20 protein-coding genes are annotated in these 25,520 nt (G+C 71.3%); 13 read left to right on the forward strand and 7 right to left on the reverse strand.

The genetic code is table 11. The annotated features are described in order from the left end of the window. Positions 1-3: 3 nt before the first annotated feature. Positions 4-978 (reverse strand): phosphotransferase, encoded by a 975-nt coding sequence (locus SROS_RS03825; protein ID WP_012887557.1) that lies wholly within the window; start codon positions 976-978, stop codon positions 4-6. 75 nt (positions 979-1,053) lie between these two features. Here SROS_RS03825 and SROS_RS03830 point away from each other — a divergent pair, with 75 nt between their 5' ends. From SROS_RS03830 to SROS_RS03855, 6 genes are all read left to right on the forward strand, one after another. Further along, positions 1,054-3,522, forward strand: coding sequence for a GcvT family protein (locus SROS_RS03830; RefSeq protein WP_012887558.1), 2,469 nt, complete (start codon positions 1,054-1,056; stop codon positions 3,520-3,522). Between the two features lie 186 nt (positions 3,523-3,708). Next, on the forward strand, positions 3,709-4,299 hold the full coding sequence (locus SROS_RS03835; protein ID WP_012887559.1) for a PH domain-containing protein: 591 nt from the start codon (positions 3,709-3,711) through the stop codon (positions 4,297-4,299). Positions 4,300-4,523: 224 nt separating this feature from the next. Then, complete coding sequence (locus SROS_RS03840) at positions 4,524-5,948, forward strand: PH domain-containing protein (RefSeq protein WP_148268938.1); 1,425 nt, start codon at positions 4,524-4,526, stop codon at positions 5,946-5,948. 26 nt (positions 5,949-5,974) lie between these two features. Then, positions 5,975-6,595 carry a GNAT family N-acetyltransferase gene (locus SROS_RS03845; protein ID WP_245564555.1) on the forward strand — a complete coding sequence of 207 codons (621 nt, stop codon included), beginning with the start codon at positions 5,975-5,977 and terminating at the stop codon, positions 6,593-6,595. A 121-nt stretch (positions 6,596-6,716) separates the two neighbouring features. Beyond that, positions 6,717-6,980, forward strand: coding sequence for a hypothetical protein (locus tag SROS_RS03850; RefSeq protein ID WP_012887562.1), 264 nt, complete (start codon positions 6,717-6,719; stop codon positions 6,978-6,980). Continuing rightward, the gene (locus SROS_RS03855; protein ID WP_012887563.1) at positions 6,980-7,372 is read left to right on the forward strand and encodes a type II toxin-antitoxin system VapC family toxin; all 393 of its coding nucleotides are present in this window, start codon (positions 6,980-6,982) and stop codon (positions 7,370-7,372) included. Before SROS_RS03850 ends, SROS_RS03855 begins: the two co-directional genes overlap by 1 nt. On the opposite strand, the gene SROS_RS03860 is transcribed toward SROS_RS03855, so the two are convergent. From SROS_RS03860 to SROS_RS03870, 3 genes are read right to left on the reverse strand one after another with little or no spacing between them, the layout of a single operon-like run. Continuing rightward, entirely contained in the window at positions 7,369-7,986 is a 618-nt protein-coding gene (locus SROS_RS03860) for an HAD-IA family hydrolase (protein WP_043651279.1), read from the reverse strand. The genes SROS_RS03855 and SROS_RS03860 overlap by 4 nt on opposite strands. Then, the gene (locus SROS_RS03865; RefSeq protein ID WP_052316865.1) at positions 7,934-8,599 is read right to left on the reverse strand and encodes a thymidylate synthase family protein; all 666 of its coding nucleotides are present in this window, start codon (positions 8,597-8,599) and stop codon (positions 7,934-7,936) included. The genes SROS_RS03860 and SROS_RS03865 overlap by 53 nt, the downstream gene beginning before the upstream one ends. A 51-nt stretch (positions 8,600-8,650) precedes the next feature. Continuing rightward, positions 8,651-9,355, reverse strand: a complete 705-nt coding sequence (locus tag SROS_RS03870; protein WP_148268939.1) for a hypothetical protein — start codon at positions 9,353-9,355, stop codon at positions 8,651-8,653. 153 nt (positions 9,356-9,508) lie between these two features. On the opposite strand from SROS_RS03870, the gene SROS_RS45660 reads away from it, so the two are divergent. The 4 genes from SROS_RS45660 to SROS_RS03895 all read left to right on the forward strand — a co-directional run bounded on the left by SROS_RS45660 (position 9,509) and on the right by SROS_RS03895 (position 15,636). Then, entirely contained in the window at positions 9,509-13,081 is a 3,573-nt protein-coding gene (locus SROS_RS45660) for a WD40 repeat domain-containing serine/threonine protein kinase (protein ID WP_012887567.1), read from the forward strand. A 255-nt stretch (positions 13,082-13,336) separates the two neighbouring features. After that, entirely contained in the window at positions 13,337-13,690 is a 354-nt protein-coding gene (locus SROS_RS03885; RefSeq protein ID WP_012887568.1) for a hypothetical protein, read from the forward strand. Between the two features lie 144 nt (positions 13,691-13,834). After that, positions 13,835-14,686, forward strand: coding sequence for an MEDS domain-containing protein (locus tag SROS_RS03890; protein WP_148268940.1), 852 nt, complete (start codon positions 13,835-13,837; stop codon positions 14,684-14,686). Then, positions 14,683-15,636, forward strand: coding sequence for a sensor histidine kinase (locus SROS_RS03895; protein WP_012887570.1), 954 nt, complete (start codon positions 14,683-14,685; stop codon positions 15,634-15,636). Before SROS_RS03890 ends, SROS_RS03895 begins: the two co-directional genes overlap by 4 nt. Positions 15,637-15,651: 15 nt before the next feature. Here the strand turns inward: SROS_RS03895 and SROS_RS03900 are convergent, their stop codons facing one another. Both SROS_RS03900 and SROS_RS03905 read right to left on the reverse strand, forming a co-directional pair. Next, positions 15,652-16,017, reverse strand: coding sequence for an STAS domain-containing protein (locus tag SROS_RS03900; RefSeq protein WP_012887571.1), 366 nt, complete (start codon positions 16,015-16,017; stop codon positions 15,652-15,654). 378 nt (positions 16,018-16,395) lie between these two features. Further along, positions 16,396-19,998 carry a galactose-binding domain-containing protein gene (locus SROS_RS03905; protein ID WP_012887572.1) on the reverse strand — a complete coding sequence of 1,201 codons (3,603 nt, stop codon included), beginning with the start codon at positions 19,996-19,998 and terminating at the stop codon, positions 16,396-16,398. A 563-nt stretch (positions 19,999-20,561) separates the two neighbouring features. Here SROS_RS03905 and SROS_RS49225 point away from each other — a divergent pair. Beyond that, positions 20,562-21,128, forward strand: a complete 567-nt coding sequence (locus SROS_RS49225) for a hypothetical protein (protein WP_169369241.1) — start codon at positions 20,562-20,564, stop codon at positions 21,126-21,128. 195 nt (positions 21,129-21,323) lie between these two features. Here the strand turns inward: SROS_RS49225 and SROS_RS03915 are convergent, their stop codons facing one another. After that, positions 21,324-21,707, reverse strand: a complete 384-nt coding sequence (locus tag SROS_RS03915; protein ID WP_012887574.1) for a VOC family protein — start codon at positions 21,705-21,707, stop codon at positions 21,324-21,326. A gap of 298 nt (positions 21,708-22,005) precedes the next feature. Between SROS_RS03915 and SROS_RS03920 the strand changes: the two genes are divergently transcribed. Continuing rightward, positions 22,006-24,204 (forward strand): molybdopterin-dependent oxidoreductase, encoded by a 2,199-nt coding sequence (locus SROS_RS03920; protein ID WP_012887576.1) that lies wholly within the window; start codon positions 22,006-22,008, stop codon positions 24,202-24,204. A gap of 361 nt (positions 24,205-24,565) precedes the next feature. Further along, positions 24,566-25,255, forward strand: a complete 690-nt coding sequence (locus SROS_RS03925) for a DUF4097 family beta strand repeat-containing protein (RefSeq protein ID WP_012887577.1) — start codon at positions 24,566-24,568, stop codon at positions 25,253-25,255. The last annotated feature ends 265 nt before the right edge of the window (positions 25,256-25,520 follow it).

Raw genomic sequence — 25,520 nt, forward strand, 5'->3', positions numbered from 1 at the left:
GTCTTACATGGGGGGTCTTACCCGGTGGCCCGGGGGGTCATCCGGGGGTGGGCCGTCCGGGTTGCCGGGCGCGCGCCCGCCCCGGACGTCGTCGACGAGCCGTCCGAACCCCGGATCGTCCAGGTCCCGTACGGCGCGCGCGAACTTGTCGGCCGCCTCCGCGTCGTAGTCGAAGTCGGCCGCGGCCGCCTGCTCGCGCAGCAGCCCGTGGTGCACGGAGAACCAGAGGGACCAGGTCAGGTTGGACATGATCAGGTTGAGCCGCACCCTCGCGATCAGCCGAGGGTCGTCCTCGCCGAAGTAGGCGCGGGCCAGCCGGCCGGCCAGGTCCGGGTCGTAGTCCGCCTCGGCGGCGATGTCGCCCAGCTCGAAGGCCGGGTCGTTGTTCCCGGAGAGCTGGTAGTCCACGATCCTGATCTCCGTGCCGCACCGGATGAGGTTCCCCGGCAGCAGGTCGTTGTGGCAGGGCACGGCCGGCAGCGGGTGGGCGGCCAGCGCGCGCTCGATGCGCGCCACCGCCGGGAGCCGGTCCTCGTAACCGTCGGGTACGCGCAGTCCGTGGGTATGGCAGAGGGTGAGGAACTCCTCAAGCTTGCGGAAGATGGAGAAGTCGTTGACGAACCGGGGCCCGGCGTGCAGGCGGCGGCAGGCCGCCGCGATCGGCTCGGGGAGCGTCCGCACGTCGCGCGCGTCCAGGGTGGCGCCGTCGAGATACTCCAGCAGCAGGGCGCCGGGCATGCGGTACAGGATCCGCGGGCCGACCCCGGCCTCGGCCGCGCGGAGCGTGTTGGCGATCTCCTGGTCGATGGGGATGCCGAGGCCCGCCTGCGAGACGCGCGGATCGAGCACCCGCAGCAGCCAGTGCTGCCCGTCGGCCGCGTCCAGCCGGGCGATCCGATGGCTGAGCCCACCCTTGATCGGCGTCTCGGTGACGGGCTGCCCGGCCCATCTGCGGACGTCTGCGAGAGCATCTGGCATGCCGCACTCCTTTGGCCTACCTTCAGACCATTGATCCGATTATGCGGACGAGTTGTTACAGAGGGGTTGCCGACCTTGGAACTTCCCAACTCTGCGCGGGCCGTCGTGATCGGCGGTGGGGTGGCCGGATGCAGCGTGGCCTACCATCTGGCCAGGCTCGGCTGGAGCGAGGTGATCCTGGTCGAGCAGCACGAGCTGACCGAGGGGACCACCTGGCACTCGGCCGGGTTCGTGGGCCAGCTCCGCTCGACCGTCACCCAGACCAAGATGATCATGTATTCGGCCGGTCTCTATCCCGAGCTGGCCGAGCTGACCGGAATGGACCCCGGCTGGCACGGGGTGGGCGGCCTCCGCCTGGCGACCACGCCCGAGCGGGTGGAGGAGTCGCTGCGGCTGGCGGGGGCGGGGGAGACCTATGGCCTGGGCCTGGCGGTGCTCTCCGGCGCCGAGGCGAAGGAGATGCTGCCGCTGCTCGACGTGCGCGACGTGCGGGCCGCGCTCTGGCTGCCCGGGGACGGCTGGCTCGACCCGGCGCTGCTGGCCAGGGCGCTGGCGGCCGGGGCCGAGAAGCTCGGCGTGCGGATCCTCACCGGGACCCGGGTGACGGGGCTCGACGTGGTGGGCGGCGAGGTCTCCGGGGTCCGCCTCGCGCTCGGCGCCGGGGAATGGCAGGTCCAGGCCGACACCGTGGTCATCGCGGCGGGCGCGGCCAGCGGGCGGGTCGGGCGGCTGGCCGGCGTGGACATCCCGGTCGTGCCGATCAAGCACCAGTATGTCGTCACCGAGCCTTTCGACGTCCCCTCGTCTATGCCCACGGTCCGGGACCCTGACAACATCGTCTATTTCCGTGAAGAGGGCGGCGGCATCCTGGTCGGGGGATACATCCGGACTCCGGAGATCTGGGACACGGGGAACCCGCTGGAGGAGCCCCGGACGCTGTTCGCGGCCGATATGCCGAAATTTCAGGAATCGTGGGAGTCGGCGGCCCGGCGGGTCCCCGCGCTGGGCCGTACCGCGATCGTGAAGGTCGTCCACGGGCCCGAGGCGTTCACCCCGGACGGGGAGTTCCTGCTCGGCGAGACCGCGGTCCGCGGCCTGTGGGCGGCGGCCGGGTTCTGCGTCCACGGCCTGGCCGCCGCGGGCGGCGTGGGCAAGGTCATGGCCGAGTGGATCGTGGACGGCTCGCCCGAGTACGACGTGTTCGGCATGGACCTGCGCCGGTTCGGCGGCCACGCCCGGTCCTCCTCGTGGGCCCGCGCCAAGGCGCTCGACTCCTACTCGAAGTACTACGACATCGTCTACCCGGGCGAGGAGCGCACCGCCGCCCGGCCGCTGCGCCGCTCTCCGGCGTGGGTACGGCACGCGGAGCTGGGGGCGGAGTTCGGCGAGAAGTCGGGCTGGGAGCGGGTCAACTGGTTCGAGTCGAACGCGGGCCCGTCGCCGGAGGCGCGCCCGGCCGGATGGGCCGGCCGGATCTGGTCCCCGGCGATCCGGCAGGAGTGCCTGGCCACGCGGGACGCGGCGGGGCTGTTCGACCAGACCTCATTCTCAAAGCTTGAAATATCAGGACATCAGGCGCTGATGAGGCTGCAGCGGGTGTGCGCCGGGCAGCTCGACAGGCCCCCCGGCTCGGTCGTCTACACCCAGCTCCTGAACGAGCGCGGCGGCATCGAGGCCGACCTGACCGTCACCCGCCTGGCCGAGGACCGCTTCCGTCTGGTCACCGGCACCGCCTTCGGCGTCCATGACGCGGCCTGGCTCCGCGGCCACGGCCTCGACGTCCGGGACGTCACCTCCGCCCACGCCTGCTACTGCCTGTGGGGCCCCCGTGCGCTGGACATCCTCGGCACCCTGTCCGGCGACGATCTGACCTTCGGATACATGCGGGCCAGGGAGATCAGCGTCGGGAACGTCCCGGTGCTGGCCCAGCGGGTGACGTTCGTGGGCGAGTTCGGCTGGGAGCTGTACTGCCCGTCGGAGTACGGGCTGACGCTGTGGGACACGCTCATGGAGGCGGGCGCGCCGTACGGCATGCGCCCGGCCGGCTACCGGGCGATCGACTCGATGCGCCTGGAGAAGGGCTACCGCGTCTGGGGCATGGACATCACCCCGGAGACCACCCCCGTCGAAGCGGGGCTGGGTTTCGCGGTGGCCAAGGACAAGGACTTCCTCGGCCGGTCCGCGCTGGAGGCGGCCGCCCGGCGGGATCGGGACGGGCAGGGCGCGCCCGCGGGCCCGCCGGACCGGCTCCAGGGGACGGACGGCCCCGCCCGGCGCCTGGCCTGCCTCGTCCTGGACGACCCCCGCCAGGTGTGCCTCGCGGGCGAGCCGGTCCGCCTCGGCGGCGAGCCGGCCTCCCGGGTGACCAGCGGCGGGTACGGCCACCGGGTGGAGCGCTCGATCGCCTACGCCTACCTGCCCGCCGGGACCGCCGCCGGAGACCGGGCCGAGGTCGGCGTCACCGGCACCTGGGTCGGCGCCACCGTGGTCGCCGAACCCCTCTACGACCCGGCCTCCGACCGGATCAGGCGCCTGCCCGTCTGACCGTCCGGCGTCCCCGCGGGCGGATTCCGGCTCGCCTGGCTTCTGACCCCGCGGGCCGTAACCCGCGCGGATTCCGGTCCGCGTGGATTCCGGTCCGCGTGGATTCCGGTCCGTGCGGGCCGGGCGCGGTCCGCGCTCCAGGCGGGATCGGGGACGGTGTCTGTCCACATGTGTTAAATTTTGGCCATGCGGTCAAAAAACAATCCGGTCGGCCAAGAAGCTCGATCGTCCATCGAGACGGCCGGCCGGGCGCAGGCGGAGCCTGGCGGGGAGGGCGCCGGAGCAGGCGGGGAGCTCGCCCTCCGGCCGCCCCGGCATCCGGTCGACAGCCGGGCGGTCCGGTGGTGGACGAGCCAGGCCGCGGTGATCGTGGTCCCGCCTGTCCTCGTGCTGGTCCTCCTCGGCCTGCTGATCCCGCCGGCCCGGTTCTGGCTGCTGCTCCCGGCGCTGGTCATCGCGGTGCTGGGAGCCGTCTACGTGCTGGTGATGCCGCGGTGGCGATTCCGGGTGCACCGCTGGGAGACCACCGACGACGCGGTCTACGCGGCCTCCGGGTGGATCTGGCAGAAGTGGCGGGTCGCGCCGATGTCGCGGATCCAGACCGTCGACACGGTCCGGGGCCCGCTCCAGCAGATCTTCGGCCTGTCCGGCGTGACCGTCACCACGGCCTCGGCGGCAGGCGCGATAAAGATCAACGGGCTGGACCACGCCCTTGCCGCCGACCTCGTCGAGCGGCTCACCGCCCGGACCCGGCGCACCCCCGGCGATGCCACGTGAGCCGCGAGGAGACGGCCGCCGACCGCCGGCGGGAGGCGGGAGACGACGGGGGCTTTCCCGCAGCCGCCGGCGGCGGGATGAACGGCCGGGAGCAGGCCGACGGCCGGAAGCGGACGGGCGGCCCGGAAAGGACGGGCGGCCCGGAAAGGACGGGCGGCCCGGAAAGGACGGGCGGGCGCGGGGGCGTCGCGGCAGGCGGGGAGTGGACGCGGCTCGACCCGCGGATGCCGTGGCTGAGTCTGAGCTGGGTGATCGGGCCGCTGGCGCCCATCGCGGTCACGGCCCTGGTCGCCCGCGACCGGTTGAACCTGCAGACCGTCATCGCCCTCGGCTCGATCCTCGCGACCGGCGCCGTGATCACCGTGATCGGCCTGCTCCGCTACACCACCACCCGCTACCGGGTCACCGGTGACCGCGTCGAGCTCCGCTCCGGCCTGCTCTTCCGCAGGCACCGTTCGGTCCCGCGTGACCGGGTGCGCAGCGTCGACCTGACGGCCGGCCCGCTGCACCGGGTCTTCGGCCTGGCCACGGTCAAGGTCGGCACCGGCCGGAACGACGCGGAGAAGGGGTTCGCCCTCGAAGGCGTCTCCCGGGCCGGCGCCCTGCTCCTGCGGCGGAGCCTGCTCGGCCGTACGGCGCCCGCCGGCTCCGTCATCGCGGAGCCTCGCCCGGCCTGGATCCGCTACGCGCTGCTGAGCAGCTGGTCGCTGCCGATCGGCCTGGCCCCCTTCGGCCTGTTCTTCCGCGTGCTGGACATCTTCGGGGTCAGTCCCGCGGAGGTCGGTTTCCTCGGTGAGCTGTGGGCCGCCGTCATGGCGACCCACCCGGTCGTGGTCCTCGCCGCCGCCGTCGGCGTCGTCCTGGCGATCGGGCTGTCGGGAGCCCTCCTGCTCCACGTGGAGTCCTGGTGGGACTTCCGCCTGACCCGCGAGCCCGACCGCACCTTCCTCGTGCGGCGGGGCCTGCTGACCACCCGTTCCCTGTCGCTGGAGGAGCGGCGGCTGCACGGGGTCGAGGTGGCCGAGCCGCTGCCGTTGCGCTGGGGCGGGGGCGCCAGGCTGAACGCCGTGGCCACCGGGCTCGGCGAGGACGACTCGACGGCCCTGCTGCCGCCCGCTCCGCGCGCCGAGGCGCACCGGAGCGCCGCCGCCGTGCTGGCCGAGGACACCTCGCCGACCCTCGCGCGGCTCGCCGCCCACCCCCGGGCCGCGCTGCGGCGCAGGGTCGTCCACGCGATCTGGCCGCCGCTCGTCCTCGGGCTCCTGGCGGCCGGGCTCGCCGCGTGGCTGATCCGGGCCCCCGGCCCGCTCTGGCTGGCCGGCCCGGCCCTGCTCCCCGCCGGACTGCTCCTGGCCCGCGACGCCTACCGCAACCTGGGTCACGGCCTCCACGGCCCCTACCTCGTCACCCGGTACGGCACGGCCCGGCGCCGGACCGTGGTGCTCCGCCGTACCGCGATCATCGGCTGGACCGTCAGCCGTTCGCCCTTCCAGCGGAGGTCGGGCCTGCTCACGCTGGCCGCGACCACGGCGGCGGGCAAGGGGTCCTACAAGGTCAGGGACGTCTCCGTCACGCAAGGGCTGGTGTTCGCCGAGGAGTCGGTGCCCGGACTGCTGGCACCCTTCGTCCGCCGATCTTCCGGAGACTAGGATCGGACGCGATGGAGGGCTGCGGAGTGAACACGTTGGCGGACCTGCTCACCGAGGCGTCCCGGGGGCGGTTCCCCGCGCCGGACACGGGGCCGACGATCCTGCCCCAGCCGACACCACGTGACGCGGGGATCATCGCCTTCACCGCTCACAACGTGATATTCGCCGACGTCGAGCCGTCGTGGATCCGTGACCGGCTTCCCTCGGGAGATCTCTCCGCGCCGCTCAACCCGCCGTTCCTCAGCGCCCTGGAGGAACGGATGGGCCGCCCGATCAACAACATCGACATGCTCGCCCTCGCCGAGCCTCTGGGGGGCCGCCCGTCGGTCGCGCTGGCGGAGGCGGCCGGGACCGGCCATCCGAGAGTCGAGCTCGCCCGCCGGTACCGCGACGCCGTACGGGCATGGACCTGCCCGGGAGGCCTTCTCATCGTCGGCCGCGGCGTGGCGGGCCGCTGGGAGGTCGCGATCGAGGTCGAGCCGGAGCACCAGGGCCGGGGCCTGGGAAGGGCTCTCGCCTGCGCGGCCCGCCGGCTCACCCCGCACCCGCTGTGGGCCCAGATCGCCCCGGGCAACGCGGCCAGCGTCCGGGCCTTCCTGGCCGCGGGATACGCCCCGGTGGGCGCCGAGGCGCTGTTCGTGCCGTAGCCCGGCGGCCGCCTCGTCCGGTTCCGGCGACCCGTCACCGAAATGCCCGGTCATCCGATGGGAACCGGACTTTCACCACTCTAATCGCCTTCAAGATGCTACTCATGCTACTTTCGGTAGCATGAGCGGTGGAACCAGGAAGTTCAGTGTCACGATTCCGGAGGAGCTGGCCGCGACCGTGCAGGCGCGGATCGGCAGTGCCAGCTTCTCCGCGTACGTCTCCAAGGCGCTGGCCCGGCAGGTGGAGCGGGACAACCTCCGAGAGCTCGTCGTCGCCGCCGAGTCCCAGCACGGTCCCGTGGATCGCGCGGGGGTGGAGGGTAAACGCGCTCTCCTGCGAACCGAGCCCGAGGATCGGAGCGGCGGCCACACGTCGGCCGCGTGATGCCCGGATCACTCGTTCTGGACTGCGAAGGCCTGTCGAAGGCGATCCTCCAGGTCCCCGAGCTGACCGAATGGCTGGTGGCGGCCGAGGAGGAGGATGTCCGCGTCGTCGTCAGCGCCGCCACTCTCGTCGAGGTGTCCCACCCCCGGCTCAACCGGGCTCGCTACGACTGGACTCTTTCCCGGCTGAGCGTCGAACCCGTCAGCCGGGAGATCGCCCACGACGCGGCCCGGTTGCTCGCCGCGGCCGGGCTCCACGGTCACAGACACGCCGTCGACGCCATGGTGTGCGCCACCGCCCTCCGCCTTCCCGGACCGGTGACTGTCCTGACCTCCGATGTCGAGGACATCACGGCCATCGGCCAGAACCGCCTGCGCGCCGTGAAGGTCTAGACGGTGCGGAGGCAGGCGACGGTCCGGTGGACGGGGATGCCGGGGGCGGGCGGCGCCTGCGTGCGGTTCACCCAGCAGAAGTCCACCCCGGCGGCCTGCGCGCAGCCACCGTCGCTCGCCGGGGAGTCGCCGACCATGAGCGCGTCGCCGGTCTTGGCCTCCAGCAGGTCGAGGGTGTGGTGGAGCAGCTCCCCGTCGGGCTTGCGCAGGCCCACCTCAGGCGCGATCACCACGTGCTCGAAGAACCCGCCGATCCGCGTACGGCGGAGCTTGGCCCGCTGGACATGGGCGATGCCGTCGGTCACCAGGGCCAGCCTGAACCTCCGGGACAGGTGCCGCAGGGCGGCCCTGGCCTCGGGGAACAGGCTCACGTTCCGGCCGAGCGCGTCCTCGAACGCGACCGCGACCGAGGGAAGGGCGCCCATCCTGGCCCAGCGTTCCAGCCGCAGCTCGGCCAGGGTGATCCGGTGCTCGCGGTAGGCGGCCCAGAGCGGCTCGTTGGCGGCGTGGAACCGCGCCAGGAACTCGGCGCGGCCCATCCGGAAGAAGCGGTGGTGGACCTCATGAAGCGCGCCTCGCTCGGTCCGGGCGTAGTCGACCACGGTCCCGTCCAAGTCGATCAGCAGGACCTGGTGATGTTCCCTCGCCGAGCCCATCGCGCTCCGACAGCCGGAGGATCTCCCCGACCGCCGCCGCGTCCGCGACGTAGATGTGAGGAACGTCGACGAAGACCCTCATTGACCCACAGCCCACCCCGAGGTCGCCGGCGACCTCGTTCTGGATACTACGCAGCGGCACGTAGTTCAGATAGGAGGTGAACACGTTCTGCGACCGGAAGGCGGCGGTCATCACCAGCCGCCCGTCGCGCAGCCGGAAGGCCAGGCTGGTCAGGCAGGGCACCGCGTCGGGAGACTCTCCCGGGACGGTCAGGGAGATCCAGCCACTCTTGGTGTACGGCTTGGCGCGCAGCACGTCGGCGACCCAGTGGAGCTGGTCGACGCCGAGGAGCCGCCGGAGCCGGCCGCCGTAGCTGTACTTGAAGGGCGGGATGATCGCGCACTCGCTGAACTTGCCGGCGTACAGCGGGATCTTCCCCGAGTCGCCGTAGGACTCCAGGATCGGATCGTCCCAGCCGAGCCCGGCGATCTCGAACAGCACCGCCTGGGCCTCGATGATCGGGCCCCGGTCGTCCTCGGCGGCCCTGCCGTTGGTCCTTACGTGTCGCATCAGCCAGATCCACGTCTCCCCACAAGACGCGAATCTGAGGAGGTCGGGCATTCAGGTCTCCACGTTGGGGAAATGGAAGGGGTTGTGTGGGAGTCTGCGCTGTCGCGAGACGTTGGCGCGGACGTAGTAGACGGCGTAGTGCAGCAGTGCGAGCAGTCCGATGACCACCAGCAGCAGGGCCGTGTTGGGGTCGGCCCCGACCATGCCGAGCGCGCCGACCGCGATGTAGGAGCTGTTGACGAGGGCCAGCATCATCACGTTGATCCCCGGCCAGGCGAGCGGCGCGTAGGTCTCGGGATAGCGGGGGTCCACCGGCAGGTTGGGGGTCCAGCCGAGGGCCGAGAAGTGGTCCTTGAGCTGGACCACGTAGAGCAGGCGGAAGTTGTTGAGCGCACGCGCGGTCCGCATGTGCGCGTTCACCGCCTCGATCAGCCGCAGGAATGGCAACATGTTCAGCAGTCCGAACGCGGCGATCGTCGCGAACAGATACCACGGCACGCCGTTCCAGGAGGTCAGCGTCCCCGGGTTGATCACCTTCGCGCTGGCCAGCGCGATGGCCGCGGCGAACGGGGCGGCGAGCAGGCTCATGGAGAGCCTGGTCATCTTGAGCCGTTCGTCCTTGGCGGCGAGGTAGACGTGGTAGGTCCCGCTGAAGTCCACGGCCACGAGCTGGAGAAAGTCCTTGGGTTCCACGGGCAGGTCGTCGAGCCTCTCGGGCAGCGACTCCGCGGTCATGCGCGGCAACATCTTCCGCATCGGGACCCACTCTCGGGGGCTGGCGGGCTTGCGCGGTAAGAAGATTTTGACCCACATGTCAGCCGTGCGCGCGTGATTCACCACATCTCTCACAACTTCTCTGAGCCAACCGGCGTCTAAGGGGTGACGTTGCCGGGGACGGGGGTTCTCACCATGGGACTGACGGCGCTCGCACCGGGCGATCCCGTACGGCTGGGCGCGTACCGGCTGGCCGGGCGGCTGGGGGCAGGCGGTCAGGGGGTCGTCTACGAGGCCTATGACGCCGAGGGCGGCCGAGCCGCGATCAAGGTGCTGCACGGGGACGTGGCGGCGGACCCGAGGCTGCGGACGCGGTTCATGAAGGAGGCTGAGGCTGCGCGGCGGGTGGCGTCGTTCTGCACGGCCCGGATCCTCGCGGTCGACTTCGACGCGCCGAGGCCGTACATCGTCAGCGAGTTCGTCGCCGGGCCCGACCTGCGCGGGGCGGTCCGCGAGGCCGGGCCGTACGCCGGGGACGCCCTGCACCGGCTCGCCATCGCGCTGGCCACGGCGCTGACCGCGATCCACCGCGCGGGGGTGGTCCACCGCGACGTCAAGCCGGAGAACGTGCTGCTCGGCCCGGACGGCCCCCGGGTGATCGATTTCGGCGTGGCCAGGACCGGGGAGATGCCGCCGACCACGACGGGGATCGTCACGGGGACGCCGACGTACATGGCGCCCGAGGTGTTCGTCGGGCAGCGGGCCGGCGCCCCGGCCGATGTGTTCGCCTGGGGCGGGGTGCTGCTGTTCGCCGCCACGGGCAAGGACCCGTTCCAGGCGGAGACCCTGGGCGGCGTGATGCACCGGGTGCTCACCGTCGACCCCGACCTCGGCGACGTCGCCGAGCCGCTGCGCTCGCTGATGGCCGCCGCGCTGGCCAAGGAGGCGACGGGCCGGCCGACCGCGCACGAGCTGCTGACCGGCCTGCTCGGCGGCGCCGCCGTCACGGCGGGCCCGCCGGCCGTACGGGAGACGGGCGCGGCCGGTGGGCCCGCGCCCGCGACCTCGGCGGCGGAGGACGGCGGGGCCGGAGGCGAGGGCACGGAGGACGGGGTGGCCGCGGACCTCGTGGCGGGGGCACGGGCGGCCCGGGGGGTCCTGCCGGCCGGATCCGGCGCCCCCGCGCTCGGCGTGGTCGCCGAGGAGGCCTTCGCCGGGCTGCCGCCCGAGGCGCAGGCCGACGCCCCCGGGGTGCTGCTCCGCATGATCGGTGACGACTCGATCCAGAGCATCGACTACCGGCCGGAGGACGAGCCGGTGATCGCCCGTTTCGCCGACGCCGGGCTGCTGGTCAGGGAGGGCGCCACAGTCGTTCCGGCCGGAGCGGCCCTGTCGCGGGCCTGGCCCCGGCTGCGCGAGTGGCTGGCGGCCGAGCGCGACGGGCTGCCGGTGCATCGCCGGCTGGCCGAGGCGGCCCGGGTCTGGGAGGAGCGCGGGCGCCTCCCGGGAGACCTCTACCAGGGGGCGTCACTCCGGGAGGCGCTGCACTGGGCCGCGACCGAGCGGCGCTACCTCGGGATGAACCGCCGGGAACGGCAGTTCCTCGACATGGCCTCCGCCGTGGAACGGCGGCGCCAGCGCGGGCGGCGGCTGGTCACCGCAGGGATGGCCGTGCTGCTCGTCTTCTCGCTGGGCGTGACCGCGATCGCCCTGCGCCAGCGGCAGACTCTCGCCGGGCAGGCCGAGGATCTGGGACGGCAGCGTGACGAGTCGGCCGCACGGGCCGCCGCCGCCCGCGCCGACGACCTGCGCGACTCCGACCCCGGGACCGCCATGCGGCTCAGCGTGGCCGCCTGGCGGATCGCCCAGGTGCCGGAGGCGCGCTCCGCGCTGCAGGCCGCGCTGGCCCAGGCGAAGATCGACGTGTTCACCGACCCCGACGCCACCTCCAGGGCCTCCTACGTCCTGACACCCGACGCGCGGACGCTCGTGCGGGCGTACGGCGGCGAGGTCCGCATGTACGACGTGGCCACGCACAGGCCGGTCCGGTCCTTGCGGGGAGTGGGAGACCGCGCCGCCGTGACCGCGGCGAGTTCTGACGGCTCGATCCTCCAGGTCGGCGAGCGGCTCTGGGACAGCACCACGGGTAAGGCCGTCGGCCCGGCGATCCCCGAGGGGGCGAGGGCGGAGCTGGAGCCGGAGCGGCGGCTGCTCTCGATCACCGGCCCCGACGGGCTGGTGATGCGCCCGCTGGACGGGGGCGGGCCGCTGGTCTCGGCGACCGGGACCGAACCGGAGGGGACCGTCTCGCCGGACGGCCGGTGGGCGGCCGTGGCCGGCCGTCAGGGCACGGTCGAGGTCTGGGACCTGGCCGCGGGGAGACGGGCGTTCAGCAGGAAGATCGACGGACCCGTCAGCCTCCGGGGGGAGCGGGGAGCGCCGCAGATCGCGTTCAGCCCGGACAGCGCGACCCTCGCGGTCGGCGGTGACACCTCGATCGTGCTGCTCGACCCCGCCGGCGGGAAGCAGCGCGGCGAGCACTTCCCGAGCACCGGCGGCGGCTCGCTCGGGTTCAGCCCGGACGGCCGCTTCCTCGCCGAGCAGGCGGACGACGCCCTCTACCTCTGGAAGGTGGCCGACCGGACCATATCCGCGCAGTTCCCCCTGGCGACCTTCGGCAGAGCGCGCTTCACCGCCGACAGCCGCACGCTGCGGTACCCGACCGACTACGGCTCGGTGGTCTCGGTCGACATCAGCGCAGTCACCCACACCGACACCCTGAACGTGCCGAAGGAGCGCAGCGGCTGGGAGAGCGCGGCGTTCGCCCCCGGGGGGCGGGTGCTCGCCTACGCCAACCTGGGCGTGGCCCGCCTCTGGGACCCCACCCGGCTGGCCCCGATCGGCGGCCCGCTGACCGCCGACGCGGGCTCGGCCGGAATGTTCAGCCCGGACGGCAGGACACTCGCCATCCCCCGCAGGGACGGTTCGGCGGTGACCCTGTGGGATGTCACCACCCGCCGGAGCCTCACCACCCTGGAGACCGGGGCCGGGCCGGTCATGGCCCTCGCCTTCAGCGGGGACGGCCGGACGCTCGCGGCCGGTGTGGGCGGTGGCGGCGGCAAGGAGATCCAGATCTGGGACGTGCGCGCGGGCAGGATCACCGGGACGGTGCCCCGGGGGGCCATCCAGAGCCTGGCCTTCCGCCCGGGCGGGGACCCGGTGGGCGGCCGGGACGGAGGCTCCGGAGGAGAGGTGATCTCCGTTGGGGCGGAGCTGGTCGCGCTCCCCGGCGGAAGGACGGTCAGTGCCCCCGCCGGGGTCAGCGGCCCGGACGTCCAGTCCGCCGCCTTCACCCCCGACGGCCGCGTCCTGGCCCTGGGCCTCGCCGACCAGCGCGTCCTTCTGTGGGACGTCGAGCGCGGTGCGCGCCTGGGCGTCCTGAGCGTCAAGGGGCTCCAGCAGCCCCTGCGGTTCTCTCCCGACGGCCGGGTGCTCGTCACGGCGGGAGACGGTGTCCGCCTGTGGGACACCGCCACCCAGCGTGAGATCGGCGCCCTCCCACTCGCCGCGACCGCCCTCGATCTGGCTTTCAGCCCGGACGGCCGGGTCCTCAACGCGGTGGCACGCGACGGCTCGGTCAGCCGCCTGCCGGTGGAACCCTCCATGGTCGCGGAGTCGGTCTGCGCCCGGGTCGGCTCCGGGCTGTCGGCGGCCGAGTGGGAGCGCCTCATCCCCGGCATCCCCTATCGCGAGACCTGCGGCCGATGAGATCCGTGGCGGTCAGGTCCAGTGCGGTGAGGTCCGGGGTGGTCAGGTCCGGGGTGGTGAGATCTGTGGCGGTCAGGTCCGGGTCGGTGAGATCCGGGGTGGTCAGGTCCAGGGCGGTCAGATCTACGGCGGTGAGAGATCCACGGCGGTGAGATCTGTGGCGATGGGGAGAGACAGGCGGGGCCCAAGCCGGACGGTCCATCGCACATATGGGTTTGAAGCTGTGGACGGCGGTGCCCTGCGTAGGCTCCTGCTGTGGATGAAAGCCAGGAGTACACCAGGTACCGCCAGGACTCGGGGGTGCTCGCCGAGATCGGACGCTTCCTCGACCCCCAGGTCGCACGTCTCACCGTCCGGCTCTCCGGAGACCTGGCACGGGCCGCGGTCGCCGCGTGGGACCGTGACGAGGAGGGAGAGGTGGGCGAGGAGACCGTAGAGCAGGCCCGGGTCCGGGACCGCGCGGCGTCCCTGGCGCTGATCGGCCTCGCCGTGGCGGATCGCGGCACCGCCTCGGGTGACGAGGTCGTCGTGGAGCTGGACGTGACGGAGGTCGCGGCCGCGCTTCTGGCCGCCTACGACGAGGCCGTCATCCCGCTGGAATCCCCCTGACCCCCTGACCCCGGGACCCTCCGACCCTTTGCCCCCTGCCCCCGGGCCTCCTGATTTCCTGAGCCCGTGCCCCATCTGCCACCCTGTTCCCGGCCGTCCGGCGCATGATCTGCGGTGCCGTACGGACGCAATACACTGGCGCCGGTGTCGCAGCGAGGGCGGGGTGAGTTCGCGGTGCGCAAGTCAGGGGTCATGCAGACGCTTGATCCGGTGGATGTCGGCGAGCATGTGTGCTGGGTCGTCGATCCAGACCAGGGCTACACGGCCGCCACCTCGACGTTCCTGGCCGACGGCGAGCTCTTCGGTGACAAGGTGGTCATCGTCGGGTCGTTGCTGGAGCCCTCCCCGGCCGCCGGCACCCTCCGCGGGGCGATGGTCGTCGATCCGGGGCTGATCCGTGGCGCGGGTCCCACCCCCGACATGAGTTCGATGCTGGGCCTGGTGCGGCGCGAGGCGGACAGAGCGGGACGCCAGGGCTACCGCGCCCTCCGCGTGCTCGCCGTGATGGACCAGCTCGTGCCGCCGGGCGCGGGCGTGGACATGCTGATCGACCACGAGCTCCGCCTTGACGAGCTCGTGGCGGACAGCGCGGCCATCATGGTGTGCGCCTACGGCCGTGACCGTTTCGGCGCCGCCACATTGAACCACGTGGCATGTGTTCACCCTCGCGAACTGGGAAGTGGATGGGCGGGGCCGTCGTTCCGGATGTTCAACTCGGGGCCGGACAGCTGGAGCGTGTGCGGGGTGGTCGACTCCGACGGCGCCACGGCGTTCAGCGCCGCACTGTCCGCCGCCGCGGTGCTCTCGCCGGCGCTGCGGCTCCGTTTCGACGAACTGGAGTTGATGGACGCCGCCGGGATGCGCGCGCTCGTGGAAGCCGCCACCCGGGCCCCGATCCGCAGCATCACGGTCGAGGGCGCGAACCCGACAGTGCGCTCGTGCTGGGAGATGCTCGGCTACAGCACCTACGAGGCACCCGTGGAGCTGACGCCATGACCACTCAAGTCACCGGAGCGGAGGGGGCCGCAGGACTCCGCCACGAGCTTTACTCCTACTCGGGGGAGACGCAGTTCCTCGACGGGACCCTGTCCTTCATCGAAGACGCGCTGGCGGCCGACGAGGTCGTCCTGGTGTCCGTCCCCGAGAGCAGGGAGCAGATCCTCCGCGCGGAGCCGGCCGGCTCCGACCCCCGCGTGGTGTTCATGGACGTCTCCAAGCTGGGCCGCAATCCCGCCCGGCTCATCCCGGCCTGGCAGCGGTGGATCAGCGAGCGGGCGGAGGAGGGGCGTCCGGTGCGCGGCATCGGCGAGACCGACTGGAGCGGCCGCGGCGCGGCGGAGATCGCTGAGCTGCGCTATCACGAGTGGCTGCTGAATCTCGCCTTCACCGGCTCGCCGGCATGGTGGCTGCTGTGCCCCTACGACACCGACACGATCGATCCCGAGACCATGCGGGCGATCAGCCAGTGCCATCCGTTCGTCCTGGAGCAGGGCATCCATCGGGAGCTCCCGGACTACGTCCACGCGCCCTTCGTCTGGGACGACCTGGAGCCGGCGTGCGACCCGTTCGAGGAGTTCCCCTACGGCAGGGGGGATCTCGCGGCCGTCCGGGAAAAGGTGTCGGCCTGCGCCATACCACACGGTCTGCAGGGGGAGAGGCTGAGGGAGACCCTGATCGCGGTCACCGAGGTGGCCGGCAACAGCATCGCCCACGGTGGCGGCCACGGAACCCTCCGCACCTGGGTGCAGGGGGGCACGCTCGTCTGCGAGTTCCGCGACGACGGGGTGATGACCGATCCCATGATCGGCCGCAGGCTCCCGAGTCCCCGGCCGCTGAGCGGCCGGGGCATGTGGCTCGTCCACCAGCTGTGCGACCTGGTCCAGATCCGGTCCGCTCAGGGGGCCGGCACGACCGTCCGCCTGCACATCGTGATTCCGCCGGCCTGACCACTGGTCATCCGGTCACCCCTCCTGGAGAGCCTCCTCCACGGAGGCGGAGAGCGTGAAGTAGGGCAGGACCCCGGTGGTGGTCAGCATGTGACGCAGGGTGCGGCTCACCCCGGCCAGGACCAGGCGGGTCCCGCTCTCCTGGCTCCGGCGCAGCATCCACAGCAGCTCGGCGAGCCCGGTGGAGTCGCAGAAGGTGAGTCCGGTGAGGTCGAGGACGAGCGTCGGTGACTCACCGGTGCCGCTGGTCCACGCCTGGGTGAGCTCTCGCCGGAACGTCGGCGCGTAGTCGTAGTCGAGCTCGCCGACCGCGCGGACGACGATGGCGCCGCCGTGCGATCCGGACGAGATGAGGAGCGTTGCCGCACCTTCGGTTGACATCGAGAACTCCTTAGACCCGCAGTTCACAGGGCGGGCGTTCCCTCCGTCCTACCAGGTATGCGGATCTGAGGGACTCATGATGGCCAAGAATCGGAGGGGATGAAACGCTCTGAACGTATCCAGGGTACGGCGGAACGGGGCCCGCCCGTCCGATGGACGTCTCCAGCATGGTCTCCGGTCCTTCTCGAACCTCGGTGAGCGCCCCGATGCCCTCCCGTTCACGGGGCCGGATCTTTCCTCATCTCACGGCCCTGCTGCATCTCACGGCCCTGCGGCATCTCACGGCCCCGCGGCCGGCCGGCGCGGCTCCCGCCACGCGACGGAGGCGCCGCCGGGAGGTCGGACCTCCCGGCGGCGCCTCCACCGGCTCCGCTCTCCCTACGGGTTGGTGATGATGGTGAAGGTCGACGTCGTGTTCTTCACGTTCGTCGCGTTGTTGCTCATCCTCAGGTTGTTGAAGGTCACCGAACCGACCGCCGGGCCCTGGCCGGGCTCGGGCATCTCGTTGACCCAGATTCCGAACCCGGACTTGGCGTCGAAGGCGTCCCCGCTCTTCCGGGCGCCCGAGATCGAGATGTCCGTGAAGACCGTGTCCTTGACCGGGAACTGCGGCTGGCCGCCCACGTAGTTCGTCTGGAACATGATGCCGCTGTAGGTCGGGTCCACGATGTCCACGTCGCTGACGCGGATGCCCTGGAAGACCTTCGAGGCGGAGAAGACCCAGATCGCCGGGAAGGTCTGCGCGCCCCAGAAGTGGCCACCGGCACGGACGATGGAGATGTTCTCGAACCTCGTCGGCGGGTCGGCGCCGAAGCCGTTCATCGGGTAGCCGAAGTCGAGCGAGCTGATCGTGATGCCGGAGTAGACCAGCGTGTCCGCGATGTAGATGTTCCTGAAGACGTTGTCGTAGCCGCCGTAGACCGCGACGCCGGCGGCGCGCCAGGTCAGGATGGAGGTCAGGTTCTCGTAGACGTTGCCCTTCATGTCGGCCCCGCCGGCGTCGATGGCCGAGAACAGCGCGAAGCTGTCGTCACCCGTCGCGCGGGCCTCGTTGTTGACGACGTGGTTGTCCGTGCTGCCGTTGGTCATGTTGATGCCGTCGGCGAACATGTTGCGGATCCGGGAGTTCTTGATCGTCACACGGTCGGTGTTCGCGCCCCAGTACAGGCAGACCATGTGCTCGTTCCAGATGTTGTCGATCACCACGTCGGCGACGTTGGAGAAGTCGAACACCTTGCCCGGACCGTCGATGCGTGAGGTGTAGTTCCCGAAGTAGGCGAAGTTCGCGAACGAGGAGCCGTTGGCCGTCCCCTCCGCGCGGAATCCGACGTCGGTGTTGTCCTGGGTCGTCGGGGCGCGGAACTGCGTGTACCAGGGACCGGCGCCGACCACCTTGACCGCCTTGCCGTACACCTGGAACTTGCTCGCCGTCTGGTAGGTGCCCGGCGGCAGGTAGACGCCGACGAGGGTGCCGGTGCTGTCCATCCGCACCTTGTCGAGCGCGTTCTGCACGTCCTGGTGGGTGAAGCCCGCGGGCACCGTGTACTTGGCGGGGTCGGGGTTCGCGACGGGCGACACCTGCTCAAGGTTGATGAAGTCGATCGCGTACGTCGTGGTGTTGGCCGGGTCCTTCTGCAGCCTGATCCTGCTGCCGGCCGGGACGGTCGTCCCGAGCATGACGTTGGCCTCGTCGTAGATGTGGCGAGGTCCGCCCGCTCCCGGCGAGTTGCCCGGGCTCGCCTCGTTCCCGTACAGCCACGCGTACTTGGAGGTCAGGTTGATGGGCTTGAGGAAGGTGCCGTTGACGTAGATGTTGAGCGTCGAGTCGATCCCGCCGCCGCCCGCCGCGTCGGGGATGGAGAAGCGGGTGACGAGGGTGTTCGTGCTGGCCTTGGTCGTGAACTCGACGTAGCTGCCGGTGGAGTTCAGCGTCACCGCCCTGCGGCCGGAGGCCTCGCCCGCCAGGTTGCCGATGTCCCTGTTCGGGCTGAGGACGGTCGCCCCGCCGCCGACGACGGCGTCCTCGGCCTCGTACATGTCGTAGGGCATGTTGGCGCCGCGCCCGACGAAGAACGGCTGCGTGGCGGTGTTGTTCTGCCGCTTCACCGGAAGCTCGTTGGCGTCGTCGGCCAGCACCGTCTTGACGCTGTACTTGCCGTTGGCGGCCGTCCACGTGCCCAGGCTGACCGGGCTGGTCGTGGCGCCGGCGGCGATCACGCCGCTGTGGGAGCCGGTCAGCGTGCGGACGACGGTGCCCGCCTCGTTGGAGACCGTCAGCGTGATGGCGTGGGCGCCGCCCGCGGAGGCCACGGTGCCCTGGTTCTTGATCGCCACGGAGAAGGTGACGACGTCGCCGTTCGCCGGGGTGCTCGGCGTCCAGCTGGTCGTCGCGACGAGGTCCGAGCTGTCGACGGGCCTGACGACGAGCGGGGACGGGTTCGTGTGGCCGTTGTTGGTCTCGTTCTGCTCGATGACGCTGTCGGCCTCGTCGACCTTGGCGCTCAGCGGGTAGGTGCCCGCGTCACGGGGACCGGCGTTGGCGGACACGCTGGTGGACGCTCCGGCCGCCAGCGCGCCGACGGAGGCGGTGCCGACCTTGGCGGTGCCCAGGTAGAAGTTGACGTTCGTCGCGCCGGAGGCCGCCGTTCCGATGTTCTTGACCGTGGCGGTCAGCGCGACGGAGTCGGTCTCGACCGGGGCCGAGGGAGCCGACGACATGCCCGTGATCGTCAGGTCCGGGTTGGGGGCCGGCGTGCCGATGACCTGGAACTCGGCGACCTGCCCGGCGGGCGCGCCGGAGTTCGTGGTGATCTTGAGCTGGATGTCGGCGGCGGTGGCGGTGACCGGGATCGTCACGGTGTTGCCGGAGGCGGGGTTGAAGGTGTAGGTCGCCGCCGAGGACAGGTTGGTGAAGGAGGAGGAGCTCTGCTCGCGTCCGAGGACCTGGATGGTCTGCGTGCGCGTCCCCCACGAGCTGTCGGGGTTCAGCTTCAGCACGACCGAGTTGACGGCGGCGTTCGAGCCCAGCTGCACGGTGAGCGTGCTGGGGTAGCTGCCGCCGTTGCCTTCCCAGTAGGTCGTCACGCTGTTGTCGTTGGCGTTGGTGGCCACGAAGGTGAAGACAGAGGACGACGCGGTGATCGGCTTGCCGACGGCCAGGTTGGAGCCGCCGCCGCTGCCGCTGCGCGTGACGGTGTTGCTGTTCGCCGACTGGTTGCCCGCGGCGTCCTTGGCCTTGACGTGGTACGACACCGTCGCGCCGGCGGGCTGGCTGTCGGTGTAGGTCAGGACGTTGCCCGCCACGCTGCCGCGCAGGGCGTTGTTGGCGTAGACGTCGTAGCCGGTCACGCCCACGTTGTCGGTGGAGGCGCTCCAGGTCAGCTTGATCTGGCCCGAGGCGGGTTCGGTGTAGGCCAGGTTCGACGGCGCGGTCGGCGCCTGCGTGTCGCCGCCGGGGCCGGCGGGGCCGTACACCTCGAACTCGGACAGCTGACCGGCAGGCCAGCCCGTGTTGCCCGTGATGGTCAACCGCACGTACCGGACGCTGGTCGCGGTGAAGTTGATCGTCACGGTGTTGCCGGTCGCCGGGTTGAAGGTGTAGCCCGCCGACGGGACGATGGTGTTGGTGGGCGGGCCGCTCGTGTCTCCCTGCACGGTCAGGGTCTGGGTCCTGGTGGCCCACTCCGGCGCCGGCGGCAGCTTCAGGACGATCTTGTTCACGCTGGTGGAGGCTCCGAGGTCGACCTGGACCCACTGCGGGAAGGTGTTGTTGGCGCTCTCCCAGTAGGTGGCCGCGTTGCCGTCGTTGACGTTGCCGGCGGTGTAGGGGTTGTTGGCGCTGCCGGCCGAGGCGGGCTTCCCCGCGGCCAGGTTGGGGTCGGCCGCCGCCGAGGCCTGGGGGAGCGGCCCGAACAGGGCGAGCAGGCCGGTCGCGAGCGCCGCCGCGATCAGCCGTAACAACGGGACGTGCTTGTTTCTCATTGCGTTCCTCTGTCTCTCGTCTGGAACGGCAGGTGCGGAGAGGAGACCGTGGCGTCCGCCGTGCGACGCGCTCGACCACGGGCGGGTACGGCCTCGCCGGCGAGGGATGGATATCGGATCCCCGGGGGCCGGCAGACGGGCGGGCCGGGGTGGCCGGTCGTTGTACGCGGCCGTGCTCCCCGGTCCGCCTCCGGCGGCGGATTCAGGTGTCGCGGCCGACCGCGGCCGCCGGGCGGCGACCGGACACGCAATGCCGAAGCCGACATCACCTGGGACCTCTCCGTGGGGGGTGCGGAGCGGGTGCACGGACACTGCGTGTCCCTGCGAGAAGTTGCGAAGAACAGCTAGAAAGTAACGATGACTTGCAAGGTTCTTGCATTGCGTTGGCCAAATGTTAACTACGTGCTACAGCCGCGTCAACGGTTCGAAAAAAACGGTCTGTTGCGACATATCGCCCTATGGCCAGCCCCAGCCGGCGGCGGGGCCTGGTCCGCGGAATCCGGCGGGGCAGGTCTAGGGTTAGCGTGACCGCGGCATGAGTTTGTTTTTGGCTCGGGGCGCGAATGATCCGTGGCATGACTCGTGAAATGAGCGGTGGCCGGCGTCCCGGAGCGCGCGGGACCGCCTATGGCCTGGCATTCATGCTGGTATGCGGACTGTGCTCGGCTGCCCCGGCCTCAGCCGGGACCTCGGCGCCGGACTCGCCGCCCAACCCGGCCTCGCCCGTCCTTTTCAAGCTGGAGGCGAGGAGCAGTTCGAGCCACTCCAATTTGCGCGGGAACAAGACCAGGCTGCACTTCTACCTCAAGGTGCAGGTGCGGGGCGAGGGCGCCGAAGCGATGACCATCACCGGGATCGGCCGGAGCGGAGCGGGGCTGAAGCTTCTCACGCCCGTGGCTCGCGGCCCTTATGTGCTCCAGCCCGGAAAGATTGTCTCTTTCGGTCTCAGGTATGAGATCACCGACTGCGGTGATGTTCAGAAGGGAGAATGGCCGGTGCCGGTCCATGTGCGGTCGGACGAGGGCGACACACTCGTCTACGCTCCCCTGCAGCTCTTCAACGTGGGCACGAGGGGGCCGGTCAACCTGCCCTGGCAGACCGCCCTCGCCAATCAGGTGTGCCCCTCCTGACCAGGCAATCAGGTGTGCCCTTCCTGACCAGGGGAGTGGAGCGGAACGCCAGGGGGAGCGCTTTTCCGCCGCTCGGCCGGACCGGACCGCCGCCCGTCGGGATCAACGGTGATCGTGATCCCGCGGCGGTCCGCCGCGTCAGTCGAAAGCCGGAGGCGTCAGCCGAGATCGGTGGATCTGCTCCGGTGGAGCGAGTCAGCCCCAGCGCTGCGCGTTGGTCTCGTTCAGCGCGCCGCTGGTGTCCGGTATGACGCAGAACAGCAGGCCCGCCGGGTCCCGCATGACCCACCAGCCGTTCGCCTGCCGTACTCGCCTGGCTCCCAGCTCTTCCAGCCGCGCGACCTCCGCCTCCAGGTCATCGGTATGGATGTCCAGGTGCACCCGGCTCTCCCCCTCACCGAGACGCTGGGTGAGCAGCCCGATCTCCTGGCCGGGGAGCAGGGCGCCGTGGTATGCCGGGTAGTGGGCGAACGGGGTCATCTCCTGGCCGGTCGCGGCCTGCCAGAACCCCACTTCCTTGTCGTGGTCCGCCTCCGGCACATCGATCACGATCTTGTCGATCCTGCTGTGGTGCGGCACGTACGTCACCTTCCGGCTGGCGGGTCTGCGCAGGCCGGATCGTGCGTCACGGAACCGGCTACGTCACTTTAACGGCAGGGCTTGTCGGCACGGCCGGGACCCCGGTGCGGAAACGCGGGGGTGCTCGCCGCGGGCCCTCGCCGGATCACCCGTCGCGGGCCGTCGTGGCCCGGAACGCCGTCACGGGTCCCCGGCCGGCCCGTCCGCCGGGACAGACGGTCCGCAGCACAGCAATCTGGAAGATCCCCTCGTCCCCGGCGCGGGCCATGATGAGTTCTCGACGAACTCAGGAGCGCCGATGCGAACCGCACACCGGACCTGTCCTATCTGCGATGCCGTCTGCGGCCTGCGGCTCACGCTCGACGGTGCCGGACGTGTCGCGTCGGTCAAGGGTGACCCGGACGACCCGTTCTCCAAGGGGTTCATCTGCCCCAAGGGCGCGAGCCTGGGCCGTATCGACGAGGATCCCGACCGGCTGAGCGTCCCGATGATCCGCAAGGGCGGCGAGTGGCGCGAGGCCACCTGGGAGGAGGCCTTCCAGGCCGTTGACCAGGGCCTCAAGGACGTCATCGACACCCACGGCCGCCAGGCCCTGGCCGTCTACTTCGGAAATCCGACCTTTCACACCATGGCCGGATTCATGTACCGGGTGCCGCTCACCCAGTCACTCGGCACCCGCAACGTCTTCTCCGCCAGCACCATCGACCAGATACCGAAGCAGGTGGCCGGCGGCCTCATGCTCGGCGACCCGATGGCCATCGCGGTTCCCGACCTCGACCGCACCGACTACCTGCTGATCCTCGGCGCCAACCCGGTGGAGTCCAACGGCTCGCTCTGCGCCGCCCCGGACTTCCCCGGCCGGCTCAAGGCCCTGCGCGGGCGCGGCGGCAAGCTCGTGGTCGTCGACCCGCGCCGCACCAGGACCGCGGCCTTCGCCGACGAGCACCTGTTCGTACGGCCCGGCACCGACGCCTACCTGCTGCTCGGCATCGTCCACACCCTCCTCGCCGAGGACCTCACGAAGATCGATGTCGAGGTGAACGGCCTGGAGGAGCTCCGGCGGCTGGCGGAGGAGTTCGCCCCGCAGGCCGCGGCGCGGGTGTGCGGGGTGCCCGCCGAGGAGATCGTACGGCTGGCCCGCGAGCTGGCCGCAGCGCCCACGGCCGCCGTCTACTCCCGCATCGGCACCTGCACCGCCGAGTTCGGCACCGTCGCGCAGTGGCTGGTCGACGTGGTCAACATCCTGACCGGCAACTTCGACCGCCCCGGCGGGGTCATGTTCACCAGGACCGCCGCCGTCGAGCTCTTCCGAACGGGGCAGCCGTACACGGCGGGAAACTGGCACAGCCGTGTCCGGGGGCTGCCGGAGGCGCTCGGCGAGCTGCCGGTGGCCACCCTCGCCGACGAGATCGAGACCCCGGGCGAGGGGCAGGTCAGGGCGCTGATCACGGTGGCGGGCAACCCGGTGCTGTCGGCGCCGAACGGACCCCGGCTGGACCGGGCCTTCCGCGACCTGGACTTCATGGTCTGCGTCGACCCCTACCTGAACGAGACGACCAGCCATGCCGACGTCATCCTGCCGCCGCCCCGGATGCTGCAGATGCCGCACTACGATTTCCTGCTGCTGACCGTCACGGTGCGCAACTACGCCCGGTTCTCCCCGCCGATCCTGCCGCTGGAGCCGGGGCAGCGGTCGGAGGCCGAGATCCTGGCCCGGCTGACGCTGATGGTCTCCGGCCAGGGGGCGGACGCCGATCCGGCCATGCTCGACGAGATGATCCTCGACCAGGTGCTCCGCGGGGCCACCGAGATTCCGGGCTCACCGTTCGAGGGCAAGGAAGTGGCGGAGCTGCGCGCCGGGCTGGACGGTGACAGCGGGCCCGAGCTGATGCTGGACGCCATGCTGAGGCTCGGCCCCTACGGCCTGTCCCTGGCCGACCTGCGGGCCAACCCGCACGGCGTCGACCTGGGCGCGCTGGAGCCGCGGCTTGAGGAGTTGCTGTGCACGACCTCGGGCCGGGTGGAGCTGGCCCCGCGGCCGCTGGCCGAGGACGTCGGACGGCTGCGCGAGCGGCTGGCCGTACCGCCCGCGGAGCTCGTGCTGATCGGGCGGCGCCAGCTGCGCTCCAACAACAGCTGGCTGCACAACGTGGGATCGCTGGTCGGCGGGAGCAACCGCTGCACGCTGCAGATCAACCCCGACGACGTGACCAGGCTCGGGCTCGGCGGGCAGGCCGTGATCCGCTCGGCGGCGGGCGAGCTGACCGTCCCGCTGGAGCCGACCGACACGATCATGCCCGGGGTGGTGAGCCTGCCCCACGGCTGGGGACACGCCGGGAGCGTGCAGCGGGTCGCGGCGGAGCACGCCGGGGTCAACGCCAATACGCTGACGGACGAGTCGGTGGTCGACGCCCTCTCCGGAAACGCCGTGTTCAACGGGGTCCCGGTCACGCTCAGCCCTTGTGAGGCGGGGGAGCTGTCCTCGGCGCCCGCCTGACGGCCGGGCCGGCCGGCGCCGGCGGCACGACCGGCTCTGATGGTAGGGCTCTCCCTACCATCAAGCAGGGGGCGGCCGGGAATGATCTTGCTTGGCGGGCAGGACAGACTTCAGGGGTGCCGTTCACCGCCCACCCAGAGGTGCCATCGATGTCCACACAGCATGCGCCGCAGCTCCCGGCCGGCCCGCCGGCCGCGCCTGCGCCCCGGTCCACCGACGAGGCCGCCCCGGCCGTCACCGGCGCGTTCGCAGGCGGGCCGGCCGCGGCTGTCGTCTCCGACGGCGCTCCCGGAGTTCTCCCGAGGGTCCTTCGGCGGCGTCCCCCGACGCGCACCTTCCATGCCCGCACAAGGATCACGGCATGAAGGCGGTTGCGATGGCGGGTGGCCTGCTGGCCTGCGCGGCGCTGCTGACGGGATGCGGGCTGGGGAACATCGGCGGCCCCGCCAACCGGGACACCGTGACCTACCAGGTCACGGAGAAGGTGGCCAGGGTGAACGTGACGAGCGAGTCCGGAGACATCGTGATCACCGAGACCGGCGGGAGCGCCATCCGGGTCGTCGAGAAGCTCAGGTGGAGCGGCGAGAAGCCCGACGCCGAGCACAGGGTCGATGGTGACACGCTGGTCATGACCTACAACTGCCCGGCGAAGTGGGACAACTGCGGCGTCGACTACAGGGTCGAGATCCCCAGAGGGCTGCAGGTGGACCTGAGCAGCAGCTCGGGTGACATCACGCTCAGCTCTCTGACGGGGCCGATCGACGCCTCCACGGGGTCCGGCGATGTGAACGGCGCCGGCCTGGCGGGGAAGAAGGTCTTCACCGAGACCGGCTCGGGCGACGCCGAGTTGAAGTACACCGTCGCCCCTGACCGCGTCGAAATGAAGGCGGGCTCGGGCAACGCGACCCTTCACGTGCCCGACGGGTCGTATGACGTGAAAACCAAGATGAAATCGGGCGACGCGCAGGTTTCCGTAAAGAACGATGCGAGTTCTCCCCGCAAGGTGACGATGACGACGGGCTCCGGCGACGTCTACGTGATGCCCGGATAGCCGAGGGGGCCCGGTAGCGATCGCGGAGAATCCGGCGGACCCCCTTGACCCGCCTTGGTGTGCGGGCACCGCAGGGCAGGAGTGCCGGCGGGCGTCCTCCTCCCGGGCGCGGCCCCAGCCCCGAGGCGCGCCGATCCGCGCGGATCATCGGACTTCCGGGAAGATCGTGTTCTCGGAAGGCGGATCCCGAGGTGACTTCCGAGAACACGGGCCATGCCGGTCACGGACCCCGGAAACACCTTCCGAGAACACGGAGCGGTGTCGA

The organism is Streptosporangium roseum DSM 43021, assembly GCF_000024865.1.
GTDB lineage: Bacteria > Actinomycetota > Actinomycetes > Streptosporangiales > Streptosporangiaceae > Streptosporangium > Streptosporangium roseum.